This is a genomic window from Gordonia pseudamarae (assembly GCF_025273675.1).
In the GTDB taxonomy this organism is placed as follows: Bacteria; Actinomycetota; Actinomycetes; order Mycobacteriales; family Mycobacteriaceae; genus Gordonia; species Gordonia pseudamarae.
Genome location: NZ_CP045809.1, coordinates 260,693 through 273,535, shown reverse-complemented (window position 1 = coordinate 273,535; position 12,843 = coordinate 260,693). Strand labels below are relative to the sequence as shown.

Genomic DNA, 12,843 nt, shown 5'->3' with positions numbered 1-12,843 from the left:
TGCTACCTCACGGGGTATCGATGTTGTCGGGATCTGATGAGCACGTGCTCAGCGAGCACGCAGGAATGCGACAACGTCGTCGCGGTAGTGCAAAAAGCCCTTGTAGGCGGCAATGTCCTCATCGAGGTTCTCGATGACGTCGGCAAGCTGGTCGGCCCACTCGGGGATCCGCTTGACCTCGTCGAGCGAGGCCATGAAGGTGCGGATATTGAAGGTTACCGCACCCGACATCGGCAGGCGGATGAAGTGTTCCAACTCGATACGCAATCGTGCCCGGCCGAAATCGCGGTCACCGAGCATGGTGTCGATGTCCGAGGACCACTGAGGCAGTTCCTCCAGACTCACATCGAGTTTGTGCGAGTCCGACGCCGACAGCGTCCAATTGACCCGGCGGTACACCTGATCGGCGGGCAGCCTACGCAGGAACTGCTCGGCCCGGTCGACCACGCCGTCGCGGATGAGTCCCGGTACGGGAGCATGGATCTGGTACATGTCCATACCCACGTCGAAGGACACCGACCAGGCGGCCGCGAAGGTGACGATACCGGCGTCGAAGTACAGCCGGCCGTCACGTTCGACGACGAGCAGTAGGTCGTCGGGTACCTCGCGGGCGAGGAAATCGAGCGGGCCGCCGGGTATCGACGATCCGTCGCCGAGGACGAAGTGCTGGTCGGTTCCGAGAAGGTCGTTGCGCCAGTGGAATCGGGCCTCTCCCAGATCGTCCAGATGCATCAGCTCGGGATAGGACATCGCCAGATCACGCAGGTAGTACAGCAGCAGATCCCAGCACGCGGGTTCCATTCCGGGCCGCACCCGCGTGCGTGACGGGTCCGCGTCGAGGATGCGTCTGCGCTCGGCCATGTGGCTCAGGTACTCCGCACCACCGAGATCCACCAGATGCCTGCCCCATTCGCCGCCGCGGGTGGGTCGCGGGATGCGGGCCGGTTCGACGTTGACGCTGTAGGAGAAGCGCTCGAGCTCATCGGGGAACGGCCACGGGATATTGGCCAGATGGTCGACGGGACTTCTCAGGTACTCGCGTGCCGCATAAGTTAATTCGGTCGGCTCGGTCGTTGTCACAGGTCCACCTCGATATCGGTTCCGCGCGAGACGCAGCACAGCATGGTGTTGCCCGCGGCACGTTCATCCTCACTCAGCACCAGGTCGCGATGGGTGATGTCACCCGAGCTGACCGGGATACGGCATTCACCGCACACTCCCTGCCGGCACATATTGGATACCGGCACACCATTTTCGAGAAGGCGCTGGAGCAGCGACACACCGGGGGGCACGTCGATCTCTGCTCCGGTGGAGGCCACGCGCACGGTGAACGGCTCACCGGCATCCTGCTCGGGTGCGGCGAAACGCTCCAGGTGCACCCGCGCCGACGGCCACCCGGCCTCGGCGGCGAGGTCGGTATAGGTCTCCAGCAGCGGTCCGGGCCCACAGGCGTAGGCGTGGGTACCGAATCGCTGCTGCGAGAGACGTTCCCGTAGCACCGCGACCGTGTCGTCAACGGTATGTGCCTCGAACAGCGCGATGCCCGGCCTGTCGGCGATCGCCCGCAGGTCCTCGAGATGAGCCGCGTGCCCGGGGCGGTAGGAGTACACGATCTCGGCGGTGTTGCCGTCGCGGAGCAATGCGCGTGCATGCGAGAGAACCGGGGTCACGCCGACGCCTCCGGCCACCAGCAGCGCATGCCGCTGATCGCCGACAGGGGCGAACATCGAACGTGGGCCCTCGATCTCGACGGCCATCCCGGGCACCAGGTGCTCGTGCAACCAATCCGAGCCGCCGCCCTCACCTCGGCGCAGCACCGAGATGGCGTACGTGGTGGGGTACATGCCGTCGTCGACGAGCGAGTAGGCGTTGCGGCGGTCCCCGCCGTCTCCGATGGTGATGATGATGTGGCTGCCCGGCGCGTACGGGGTGAGCATCGACCCGTCCGGCGCCGCGAACCGGAAATGCTTTATGCCCGCGGTCAGCTCGGTGATCTCGACGACCCGCATCTCACGTCGTCCGGTCGCATAACCCGGATGCTGGTGCGCACCGCCGATCACCGGTGCCGCCGCATGCCCGGGCACCCGCACCGCCGCCGTCATGACGGCTCCTCGGCGGCGGCCGAGGCCAGGAAGCCACCGAGCCGTGGCGCGTGATGGCCGTGGATCTGCACCCGTCGCGAACACCCTGGACATGTCACGACACCGCCGGGTGCACCGACGACGCGGTGGATGTCCCGGCAGTGCGCGCAATACATCGGCAGGTCGCCCAGGTCGGTGACGAACGCCGTCAGTTCGGCTGAAATCGCCCCGGCGTCGTACGCCCAGGCCAACGCCATCATCACCGCGTACTGCGAACCGGTGACCAGAATCCTGCTCCCGGTGCGTAGTTCGCCGTATGCCTGACGCAGTGCCGTCGCATCGGCGTCGGCGGCCAGCGAGTCCAGAACGAGCATCCGCGTGGGTCCGGCGCTTTCGGCGGCCCGCACCCAACCGCGGGCGGCGTGCGAGGTCTGCGGGTCCTGGCCGATCGACACGATCAGGAACGAGGCACCGGTCACGTCCACCGCCGGCGGTACCGTCGGCCATTCCGGCAGCCCCGGAACCGGTTCGCGCGGGGAGTGCCCGCCGGTGGCGGCGGGTGCCGCCTCCGTGAGCCATCGCGCGGCCCGGTCCCGGTATTTGATGATCCCCTTGTATTCGGCCATGTCGTCGGGCAGCGCGGCCAGCACCTGCGCCGTGCGCACCCGCCAGTCCTCCACTGTCGCAAGCTCTTCCAACGAAAGCATGTAGGTGCGGATGAGAAACATGAGTGCACCGGAGTCCGGCAGCCGGATCAGGTGCTGTACCTCCACCCGCAGATTCACCAGCCGGCCGAACTCGTCGTCGGCGACGGACTGGATCATCTCCCGATCCGGGCCCCAGTCGGGGTAGCGTTCGGTGGACACGTCGAGGCGATGCCCGATGGTCAGGGTCCAGTTGGTGCGCCGGTACGGCTGGTGCGGCTGAAGCCGTTTGAGAAAGTCGTGCGCGCGGGTGATCACGCCGTCGCGGCGGACCCGGGGGACGGGTCCGTGGATCTCCAGGAAGCTCATGCCGACGTCGAAGCCGAAACTCCAGTCCGCGGCGAAGGTCACCACTCCGGCGTCGACGTACAGCTGCTCGTTCCGCTGGTCGAGCAGCGCGATATCTTCCTGCACCTGGGTGGTGATGTACGCCAACGGCTCCTGACCGAGTGAGGCCTCGTCGCCGTAGCGGAACTCGCGGGTGTCATCGAGTATCGCGTTGTGCCAACGCCATACGTCGCCGCCGAGATTCCGTAGCGACATCCGGTCCGGATAGGCGCCGGCGAGTTCACCCATCACCGTCAGCATCGCGTCCCACGCGGCGGGGCGCATGTGCGGCAGAACCGCGTGGCGGGTGGGGTCGGCGGCGAGAACGGTCGCGCGTTCGGCGAGTTCGGCGTGATAGTCCTCGTCGATGTCGATGATCGTGGCGCCCCATCCACCGGCGGCAGTGGTATTCGGGGTGTTCGCGGGTTCGACATTGGTGGAGTACCGGTACGTGTCCTCCGGGAAGGGATAGGGAAAGGCCGCGATCCGCCCTTTCAGGGCATGGATCGGGGGAACGGATAGCGCAGTGGTCACAGCGGAACCTCCAGGATCGCGCCGGCGTCGGCTCGGGACACGCACGGCATGATGACTGTGCCCGCGTGCTTTTCCTCGTCACTGAGGTAGTGGTCACGGTGCAGCGGCGTGCCGCCCGTGACCGGGATACGGCATTCGCCGCATACCCCTTGGCGGCACAGGTTGCGAACCTCTATGCCACCGTCTTCCAGCGCCTCCAGCATGCTGACACCCGATGGGACACTGAGAGTACGTCCATCCGAGCCCAGCCGCACCCGGAACGGATCGCCGGCGTCGAGCGCATCGGTGCCGAAACGCTCGAAGTGGATCCGCGAGCGCGGCCAGCCCGCCGCCTCCGCCGCGCCGACGACGTCGTCGATCATCGGCGAGGGCCCACACACGTAGAGATGGGTGCCGACGGGCTGACCACGCAGCCCGAGCGCCAGGCGTGCCGTGAACTCATCTCGGCCGGTGAAGGTTTCGATGGTGCATGGAGCGCCTTCGGCAAGCTGCGCGAGCTCGTCGAGATGCGCCGCGTTCGCCTCCCTGTGCACATAGAGCACCTCGGTGAGGCGGCCCCAGCGGCGCGCGGCACGCAGGTGCGAGATCATCGGTGTGATCCCGATCCCACCCGCGACGAGCAGGTGTTTACGCGCGGTGGCGACCGGCGCGAACGCCGACCGGGGCAGCATCACCTCCACGGTGCCGCCGACCGTCAATGTGTCGTGCAGCCAGCGGGAACCGCCATTGCCGTCGGCCACCCGGAGTACCGAGATGCTGTACTCGCTGGGTGCGGTGCCATCGGAGACAAGACTGTAGGCGTTGGTTCGTTCGCCGGTCCGCACCACCAGATGGCTGCCCGCCACAAATGCCGGCAGGGGTGATCCGTCCGGGGCGGCGAAGGTGAAGGTACGGATGCCGACCGACTGGTCGACGATCTTCCGCAGGACCAGCGTCGCGGTTCCGCCGGCCCAGTACGGTCCGGGCCGAGGCGTCGCGATCACCCCCACGGAGTCGGCCATGAGCGTCATGTGGTCACCTCCGTCGCACTCGTCGCCGTCTCGGCGTCGGCCATGAATCCCAGATAGGCGCCCTTCCTCCGGGATACGTGGTAGTAGATGAGCAGGTCGCGGCCACAGCCCGCACAGGGCACCAGATCGTCGATTCCGGCGTCGGTATCGGTGGTGGCGCGACAGTGCGCGCAGAACACCCTGATCAGCCCCTGCCGGGTTGCCACGACGTGGATCTCGTCGTCTTCGAGCCCCGAGTTCAGGGCGCGGGCGCGCACTGTCAGGCAGTCCCCCACCGGTCCGGCGACCAACAGTCGGACCCCGACCGTTGCCGCCCCGATCGCCGACTCGATCATCGCGACCACACTGTCGGCGTCGTCCCCGGTGATGGCCGTGACCGGAACCGACCCACCGATGGCTTCGCGCCATCGGCCGGTCAGCTCCGTGCCTCGCTCACCGATTCCGGCGACGATGTAGGCGGCGGCACCGTCGTCCGGAAGCACGGAATCGGAATCATCACGTGCACGAGCCCACGCCGGGACACTGGTGTACTCGAGCTGGGTCGTCATGGCTCAGAGCAGGGTGGCGTCGCGGTGGCCACAGTAGTAGGCCAGGGCCCGGTCGGGGGTACTGAAGTAGATCTTGGAACCCTTGGGGAAGAAGATCGCATCCGTGGCCTTGGCCACGAGCTTCTGACCGGTCTCCTTGTTCTCAAGCAGGAACTCACCCTCGAGGACGACCTTCATCTCGTCGTATTCGTACTCGTAGTACAGCGGGGCGTCGGTGTGGTTGAGCACGAAGTAGCCACTGCACATCTCGCTGCCGTCGGGATTCTCGTACACGTCACCGATGTAGCCGTCGGTGCCCGGGAACTCGGCATCGGGCATCTTGGGCAGAGCGGTGAACGCGCCGCTGGTGACCCGGAACGGGAGAGCGGTGGCTTCGGCGGACTCCGCGGCGGTCGATTCGGTGGCTTCGATGGTCATGACGATCTCCTTGGGTGTTTCGCTTGACGAGGGACTGAGTAACGAGAGGAAACTCTGTCACCCACTATGAAACAGACGGAGTATTTCCGGCATGTGACGCCAGTGTTGACAGTTACCGCACGCGCGACCCGGGCCTCCCGTCCGGGGCTGACGCCACGATTGGCAAATACCTGACAGTCCGTCACACTTCCACGCACCCGAATAGTGCATGATTTCACAAAATGGTATTCACTTTCGTGCACACTCTCACGCCAGACTGCCGTGGTCATTTATTGTGCTGAATATCGGATGGAATATCCGATCGCGCAATGAATAAATACAGTCCGGACCGCATCGAATTGCACAACCCGAAGGCATTCTTACCGTAACGTAAGTTATGCGACACTCCGAAACATCCACGCCACAACTCAACCCAGGCACCCTGAATAACCAGGTCATAGTGACTTTTCGGCACCGTCGCATCCACGGCCGCCACGCCAGGAGTCACCCGACAGCCGACATCTCACCCGGTTTCACAATAATCCCCGGCGAAGACATTTCTCCGATTCACCCCGAACTAAACGAATCGGTGGTTAGTCTGTAAAAATCGAGTCATCGGGGAGCCTCGTCGCACCGGCTCTACCGCAGAAGGTTGACCTTCGAAAGGAGTCGCATGTCCGCACAGAACAGCACTACCGGCCACCAGGCGCCGTCGACACTATCGCACCCATCGGTCTGCTATCTCGGTGATCCCGCGCTGGGCAGCACCATCCAGGCCGACGGTGCCACCACCGACACCCCATTCACCCGCGCTGACACGACCACCGCCGCACCGACCACTGCCGACCCGACCGCCGCACGATTCCTCCGGCTGATCACCCTGGTCCAGGACGGTGATGCCACAACACCCCGGGACGAGACCAAGGCCGAGGTGCTCGATGAACTCGAGGCGATCATCGAGGTGCAGCAGGAGACCCTGGCCCGGCTGGAATGCCTGTACGAGACGCTTCGCGCCCTGTGAGACACTGAGTTGCAGTCGAACATTTGTTCTATAGTAATCCTTTGTCAAAGATTTGTCAGACCGCTAGTATGTTCGCATGGTCGCCGCCACCGAAACCTTCACCGAACTCCTTCGCCGCCCCCGCGACGTCGTCGCCCTCACCGACGACGGACCGGTACACGTCACCCGTCGTGACGCCGACGACCTCATCCTCATGCGCGCCGACGACCTCTACCAGCAGGAGAAGGGCATAGCGCTGGCATCGGCGCTGCTGCGCGCCACCCTCGGCGCCGACGGCGATCTGACGGCGGCCGTCAACACGCTCTACCCGTGGTTCGCGCTGCTGTCGAAGGCCGAGCAGAAGGAGTGTGTGGGTGATGTGTCCAAGCATCTGTGGAGCGCCACCGAGCTGGGCGTGTACGGGGCACTGCTCAACTACGTGAGCGGATGGCGCGACACCGCCGAGGGCTACGCCGGCAGCAAAACCGCCCCCGCCGACATCTCGTGGAACCACACCACCGTCGCCGAGGCAGCACCCAAGGGGGCCCGGCGCACGCGCAAGGAGCCTCGCCCCGCCCCCTAGAGTCCAAGCCGTTTCGCGACGTAGGGCCCACCGACGTCGCGGACGAACTCGGGATCGCCGCACACCACAAGCTGGTCACGCGCCCGTGAAAGACCAACGTACAGTCGCTCTTTGGATCGCTCCCGAGGTCTGGACTCATTGAGGGCAAGTACCACCGCCCGCCGTTCAAGTCCTTTGAAGCCGAGGACGTGGCCGTAGTACCAGTCGACGCCGTCGTGCCACACCTCCCCGCCCTTGATCTCGATGCACACGATGCCAGCACCTGCGCAAAGGCAGCGGCGCAAACCTGTCCACAGGTGATGAACCTCGGATGTTCTGCGGTGGATTTTCCCGTGCTATTCGTTGTGGGTCAGACCGCAGGGGGGTTTGGTTGTATTCCGGGAACGAGCACAGCGGACGTGTATCCGCCGCTGTGAGTGGACATTACAGGGGGGTTCTGGTGACGCGTGTTGATCCGGATTCGTTACGTGCTGCCGCCAGGGTGATCGGCGCTTCGCCGACGACGGGATCGGTCCCTACTATGGGCGCACCCGGATCTGATCCGAACCATGGTGGTGCGGCTACGATCCGGAACGGCGCCTCGGGCGTGACCGGACTATCCACCGCAGTGGCAATGAATACGGCCGCCGACTCATGCGAGCAGGCCCACAACGTGGTGGGCGGACGCTTGAGTGCGTGGGTCTCCATACTGACCACGGCAGCGGACACGTTCTCCGGTACCGATGAGCAGGCCTCGAAACGAGTTGCCGCACTGGGCGATTTCAACGGGTCATCGGATGTTTCGACGGGACATCGCTGATGGCTGTTCCAACACGCACCCAGGTGAATGCGTTCCGGTTCGAGCTCCTGGCGACGGCCGCGCAGCGGATCTTCGATCTCGGTGCTCAGATCAAATCTGACGGCGAACGAATCCAGACCACGATCGCAGGGCTCGACTGGGATGGCCAGGGGGCCAACGCCGCCGAACTCCGGGCCGAAGACGAGTACTACGAGTTTCGGCGGGCGGCCATCGAACTGGAAGATCTCTCGGAAGCCGTCTCGTCGGGAATGATCTGCATGTCGGGGACCGCCAACTCGTTGATATTGCGGGCGCTCTGCTGTGAACAGCAGAAGTTTGTCGTCAGCGATCACTGGCAGGTCACCGATGGTGAGGACTACTCCCAAGCCGAAGGTGAGGGCTCCGGGGACGCGGAGGAGTCCACGAGTGTCACCGCGACGATGAAGCGACGCGCCCAGATCGCCGAGACCGAGACGGCTCAGCTCCGAGCGCTGGCCCAAACACTCGCCGATCAGGACACCACGTGCGCGGATGCGATCACCACCCACAGCGCGGCCCTGGAAAGATTGACTCCCGTGTCATCGGCGATCGGCGGCGGCATCGGAGACCGAATCGGCGACAAGCTCGTCAAGGGTGAACCGCTGACCGATTTCGAGCGGCGCGTGCTCGCCGCCGCCACCACCGACCTCGACCCCCGGACGACAGCCGGGCTGAATGTCGGCCGACCGACCGCCATCTCGCAGGCCGAATTCGACTTCCTCCGGGAGATCAACCGTGACATGGACGGCCTGACGATGAAGGAGATCCTCGCGCTCAGCGACGGTCAAGGCCCGGCGACCCGGACCAACCTGGCCACCGCCGTCGAGTTGATGGGATGTCCGGGTCTGCGCACCGCATCGGGCGATCACGGCGGTATGGCACAAGTGCCGACGGAAATCCGAAGTCTGCTGACGTCGAATCTGACAACCAAGACGAGCGGTACATATCACGACGAGAACGGGACCCATCACCGCGTCACCGTGATCGACAGGCTGGATGGGTTCCGGAATCTGTCCACCTTCATCGGCGCGGGCGACAAGAACATACAGGGTTCGGACATCAACCGAGGCCTGGCCAAGCAGGTCTCCGAGATCAGTCGGGCCACCAAGACGACCGGCCACGCGATGGGCAACGGTCTGCAGATGGCGCCCGACGAGCTCAACGAGTTCATGTCCGACACGCTGACGATCGCCGGCGAGGACAAGATCGCCGCACGTGACTTCATCACCGGCAAGAACATGGACGTCACCTGTGACAACGGCGGACGCTACAACGCGAACGACCATCTGGCGGGACTGAGCGAGCATCGCTGGGGCGATCATCTCGGCGGCCTGAACCAGATGTTCAGCTGGATAGGCGATGACGCCGGCACCACAAATCCCTTCACCAAAACCCTGACCCGCGACGCGGCCACCTCGCTGGGAAGCTACCTCGGTTCGGAGGAGTACCTCGACACCAACAAGAAGCTCGGGATCAACACCCCTGGGCTGGCCCGGATCTTCGCGAACGCGGTTCACCCGTACCTGGGCAGTTACGTGGGCGCAGAGGGCTTGGCCGGCATTCCGGATCACGGTGTGCAGTACCTGAACTCCGACGAACTCAAACGAGTGTTCCAGTCACTGAATACCGATCCGGAAGCCGCCAAAATCATGAACGTCGAGGCCGCCAAGTGGCAGAACCTGATGGCATATCAGTACGGGATCAACCCGGATGCCCCGTTGGCAGAGCGGGCGGGAATGCTGAACCAGGCGATGACCGACGGCAGCGCGAGAGCAATAGCAACGATGTATGACGAACAAAAGGAGGAGTACAACCAGCAGAAGCTCATCTACTCCGTGGTCAAGGATGCGGGCTGGCTGTTCCCGGCGACGGCCGTGCTCGAGCCGCTGCTACAGCAACCGGTCACCGATTGGGTACTCGGGCACGAACCCACCCAAGACGACGCCACCGGTGAGTCCACCGATCCCAAGAAGTTGGCCTCCCTCTCCGATCCGTATGCGTTCAAATTCGCTATCCTCAAAGGATACTCAGAACAAGCCGGGACAGAATGGCTCAGAACGACGTTTCCCTCGATCTTTGATGGCAACGAGTTGAGTTGGGACAAGGCACTGAAGGACCATGAATCCAGGAACATGCTGATACGCGCGGTCAGCAAAGTCACAGACAACGGTGTTCCCTATGCAACCCAATGGAATACGTTCTACACGGACGGCCAGAAAGCCACATCTGAAAATGGAGAGGAGATGGTCGAGGCGGACTGCCGAGGGGGTGACGAGGAGTCCGGTGAACAGACCTGCGAAAAGTGACGGAATGCACTGTCCGCCGGTTCGGTTTCCAGTGACCGCTTGAGCGTGGTGTTCCAGAACTCGCGGACCGCGTCCAGATCGGAACTCCGGAAGAACTCGAACGCCCGCCGCGACTCCTCCCCGTACTCGGCGATCACCGCCGGATCGTTGACCAGCCCGATCCCACTGTGATGGCCACCCCGATCAGCTCGATCCCCCGAGCCGCCGCAGCCTCCGCCGCCCACGGTGCGATCGCCGACCCGGCCACCAACCCGTGATGCACCAGCACAGGAATCCCGCCCGGGGTGCCCACCCGCTGATACTCCTGGCCGGCGAGGACCTGCGAATTGTCGCTGTCAGTGGCCATGGGACCCTCCGATCGGAGCAGCTGGTCAGCCCACCCTAACCCGCTGAGGAGTCGGAGTCGCCAGTCCCGGCGCTACCTCCCTGGCCATGCGATCAGCACGCGGGTTCAGCCCGGCTCATTCTGCCACCATTGCCCCTGTACCCAGCCTGAGGCCGCCGCACGGGTGTTGGGATTTGTCTTGATGTGTGCACGCATCCATTCGGGATTAACGGTCATCATCTGCGAAACCGCTTGGAAACCCATGTCGTCGCACTGCTTTCGCGTCACAGCGTTACCGGCCGCGACACACGTGTCGATGGCAACTTTCTTGGTGGATCCCAGGCGCCACTTGTCGACGCCCGCAAGCACGGCCTTGAGCGTCGGACCGGTAACTACCCACCCACCTTCGGCGCATACCCGACTCGGGCAATCGCTCGGACGATCCGGCCACAGCACCACACGAGCACCAGGCGAAGCCTCAGCTTCCACAGTGATCACCATCGTCGGCGTCGCTACCGCTGCGGCAGCGACAGCGACTGCCACAAATCCCTTGAGGGCCATGCACTCTCCGTACGCTTGTACGCCGTTCTCGGCGTTTGTGCGGAGTGTAACGGCTGACTACGACAAAGCCACTCAGCGGCCCATATCGCCGAACAGCGTCATGTAGTAATAGCCGTCGCGTCCCTGGCTGCAGCTGACCATCCGTGCACGCTTATCACGAATCTGCTGGCGGACCTTGTCATCCTCACAGCGATCCTTCGTGGCGTACGGGCCGATGTGCTTGTAGGCACGCAACGGAGCACAGTCAGGACCGCCGAGCTCTGAGGACCCGAAGTTCTGCGCGAACACACAGGCGGGCGTCAGCGGGCTGGCATCTGCGGGCGCCGTCGCGGTGGAACTGACAGCCATCAGGACAGCGGCGCCGGCGATCGCAGCGGCCACAATCTTCTTGATCTCAAACACTCAAGAACCGTACGTCGACATCCGGTACCTGACCAGTAGTCGGACGGTCGACACAGCGTCACTCCTGGTGTTTTCCGGGAGGCCACTCCGCTGAGTTCCGCTCAAGGCCCCGTGCCGGTAGAGTCGTCGCACATGCGTTCCACTCCGGACGTCCGGGCCGTCGGACCTGACCCTGCGTATCAAATGGTCGATCTTTTCGCAGGTCCCGGCGGGCTCGACGTTGCTGCGCACTGGCTGGGGATCTCGGCGATCGGCGTCGAGTGGGACAGGGGCGCCCTCGCGACTCGTAAAGCCGCCCGCATCGCGACGGAGCCCGGCGATGTTCGCGAGCTCGGGCCCTCACGATTCGAGGGTGCGTCGATCCTCGCCGGAGGACCCCCATGCCAGACCTATACGGTCGCAGGCACCGGATCAGGCCGCGAGGCACTTGCCGAGGTCCTGACCTTCGTCAAACGACTGGGTGCCCGTGAGGACATATCTGACGACCTGAACACCCTGACCGATGAACGCACCGGGCTGGTCCTCGAGCCACTGCGCTGGGCAATTGAGGCACAGGAAGCGGAGAAGGCGTACGACGTTGTCGTCCTAGAACAGGTGCCGGCCGTCCTTCCCGTCTGGGAAGCGATGGAGCAGGTGCTTCAGGATATGGAATACAAAACCATATCCGGCGTTCTCGCCACCGAGCAGTACGGCGTGCCGCAATCTCGACGACGGGCAATCCTACTTGCCAACAAGGAGATTCAGCCCGAGCTTCCTGGCACAACTCATGCCCGACACTACCGAGGCCAGCATTCCAAGGACACCCTCGACCAGCAGCGCTGGGTGAGCATGGGCCAAGCACTTGCTGCGATGCCCGGGACACAACGTCCAAAGACATTCAGAGTGGTCTCGAACTATGGTTCTGGCGGCAACCCGAAGCGACGCGGCGAGCGGGCTTCATGCCAGCCCTCCGCGACGATCACGGGAAAGGTGCGCCGCAACCGCATCCTCGATGCCGATGGGAACCATCTCCCCCGTTTCAGTAATCAGGAAGCCGGGGTTCTCCAGACCTTTCCCCACGATTTCCCCTGGTCAGGCGTCGATATCGGGCAGCAGATCGGCAATGCCATACCCCCCAGGCTGGGCGTGTACGTGCTGTCGGCCGCGCTGGGAATACCCGTCGACGCGGCCCGGCTCGATGCCGTCGTCAAGCTTCCCTGGACCGAGTCCCACGGTCGTCTGATGTAGCCGCTGGGCACCGTGTCACACC

The 12,843-nt window shown here is 64.1% G+C and carries 13 protein-coding genes and 1 pseudogene; 4 read left to right on the top strand and 10 right to left on the bottom strand.

Annotation, left to right across the window (positions count from 1 at the left end):
- Positions 1-48: 48 nt before the first annotated feature.
- From GII31_RS01095 to GII31_RS01070, 6 genes are read right to left on the bottom strand one after another with little or no spacing between them, the layout of a single operon-like run.
- Positions 49-1,080 (bottom strand): heme-dependent oxidative N-demethylase family protein, encoded by a 1,032-nt coding sequence (locus GII31_RS01095; RefSeq protein WP_213245999.1) that lies wholly within the window; start codon positions 1,078-1,080, stop codon positions 49-51.
- On the bottom strand, positions 1,077-2,102 hold the full coding sequence (locus GII31_RS01090; RefSeq protein WP_213245997.1) for a PDR/VanB family oxidoreductase: 1,026 nt from the start codon (positions 2,100-2,102) through the stop codon (positions 1,077-1,079). The genes GII31_RS01095 and GII31_RS01090 overlap by 4 nt, the downstream gene beginning before the upstream one ends.
- A complete protein-coding gene (locus tag GII31_RS01085) occupies positions 2,099-3,646 on the bottom strand; it encodes a heme-dependent oxidative N-demethylase family protein (protein WP_213245995.1) in 1,548 nt (515 codons plus the stop codon). The genes GII31_RS01090 and GII31_RS01085 overlap by 4 nt, the downstream gene beginning before the upstream one ends.
- A complete protein-coding gene (locus GII31_RS01080) occupies positions 3,643-4,647 on the bottom strand; it encodes a PDR/VanB family oxidoreductase (protein WP_407649960.1) in 1,005 nt (334 codons plus the stop codon). The genes GII31_RS01085 and GII31_RS01080 overlap by 4 nt, the downstream gene beginning before the upstream one ends.
- A 5-nt stretch (positions 4,648-4,652) precedes the next feature.
- A complete protein-coding gene (locus GII31_RS01075; protein WP_213245992.1) occupies positions 4,653-5,204 on the bottom strand; it encodes a dimethylamine monooxygenase subunit DmmA family protein in 552 nt (183 codons plus the stop codon).
- Between the two features lie 3 nt (positions 5,205-5,207).
- Positions 5,208-5,621, bottom strand: coding sequence for a cupin domain-containing protein (locus GII31_RS01070; protein ID WP_213245990.1), 414 nt, complete (start codon positions 5,619-5,621; stop codon positions 5,208-5,210).
- Between the two features lie 652 nt (positions 5,622-6,273).
- On the opposite strand from GII31_RS01070, the gene GII31_RS01065 reads away from it, so the two are divergent.
- Positions 6,274-6,621, top strand: coding sequence for a hypothetical protein (locus tag GII31_RS01065; protein ID WP_213245988.1), 348 nt, complete (start codon positions 6,274-6,276; stop codon positions 6,619-6,621).
- Between the two features lie 76 nt (positions 6,622-6,697).
- Complete coding sequence (locus GII31_RS01060) at positions 6,698-7,183, top strand: hypothetical protein (RefSeq protein ID WP_213245986.1); 486 nt, start codon at positions 6,698-6,700, stop codon at positions 7,181-7,183.
- Here GII31_RS01060 and GII31_RS01055 read toward each other — a convergent pair.
- A pseudogene (locus GII31_RS01055) lies at positions 7,180-7,383 on the bottom strand (ATP-binding domain-containing protein); the annotation flags it as partial. The gene GII31_RS01060 and the pseudogene GII31_RS01055 sit on opposite strands and share 4 nt — an antisense overlap.
- Positions 7,384-7,981: 598 nt before the next feature.
- Here GII31_RS01055 and GII31_RS01050 point away from each other — a divergent pair.
- Positions 7,982-10,306: a TPR repeat region-containing protein gene (locus GII31_RS01050; protein ID WP_213245984.1), complete on the top strand. Its 2,325-nt coding sequence runs from the start codon at positions 7,982-7,984 to the stop codon at positions 10,304-10,306.
- Between the two features lie 133 nt (positions 10,307-10,439).
- Here GII31_RS01050 and GII31_RS01045 read toward each other — a convergent pair whose 3' ends face one another.
- The 3 genes from GII31_RS01045 to GII31_RS01035 all read right to left on the bottom strand — a co-directional run bounded on the left by GII31_RS01045 (position 10,440) and on the right by GII31_RS01035 (position 11,594).
- Positions 10,440-10,652, bottom strand: coding sequence for a hypothetical protein (locus GII31_RS01045; protein WP_213245982.1), 213 nt, complete (start codon positions 10,650-10,652; stop codon positions 10,440-10,442).
- 105 nt (positions 10,653-10,757) lie between these two features.
- The gene (locus tag GII31_RS01040) at positions 10,758-11,192 is read right to left on the bottom strand and encodes a hypothetical protein (RefSeq protein ID WP_213245980.1); all 435 of its coding nucleotides are present in this window, start codon (positions 11,190-11,192) and stop codon (positions 10,758-10,760) included.
- Between the two features lie 72 nt (positions 11,193-11,264).
- Positions 11,265-11,594, bottom strand: a complete 330-nt coding sequence (locus GII31_RS01035) for a hypothetical protein (RefSeq protein WP_213245978.1) — start codon at positions 11,592-11,594, stop codon at positions 11,265-11,267.
- 132 nt (positions 11,595-11,726) lie between these two features.
- On the opposite strand from GII31_RS01035, the gene GII31_RS01030 reads away from it, so the two are divergent.
- Positions 11,727-12,821: a DNA cytosine methyltransferase gene (locus GII31_RS01030; RefSeq protein WP_213245976.1), complete on the top strand. Its 1,095-nt coding sequence runs from the start codon at positions 11,727-11,729 to the stop codon at positions 12,819-12,821.
- The last annotated feature ends 22 nt before the right edge of the window (positions 12,822-12,843 follow it).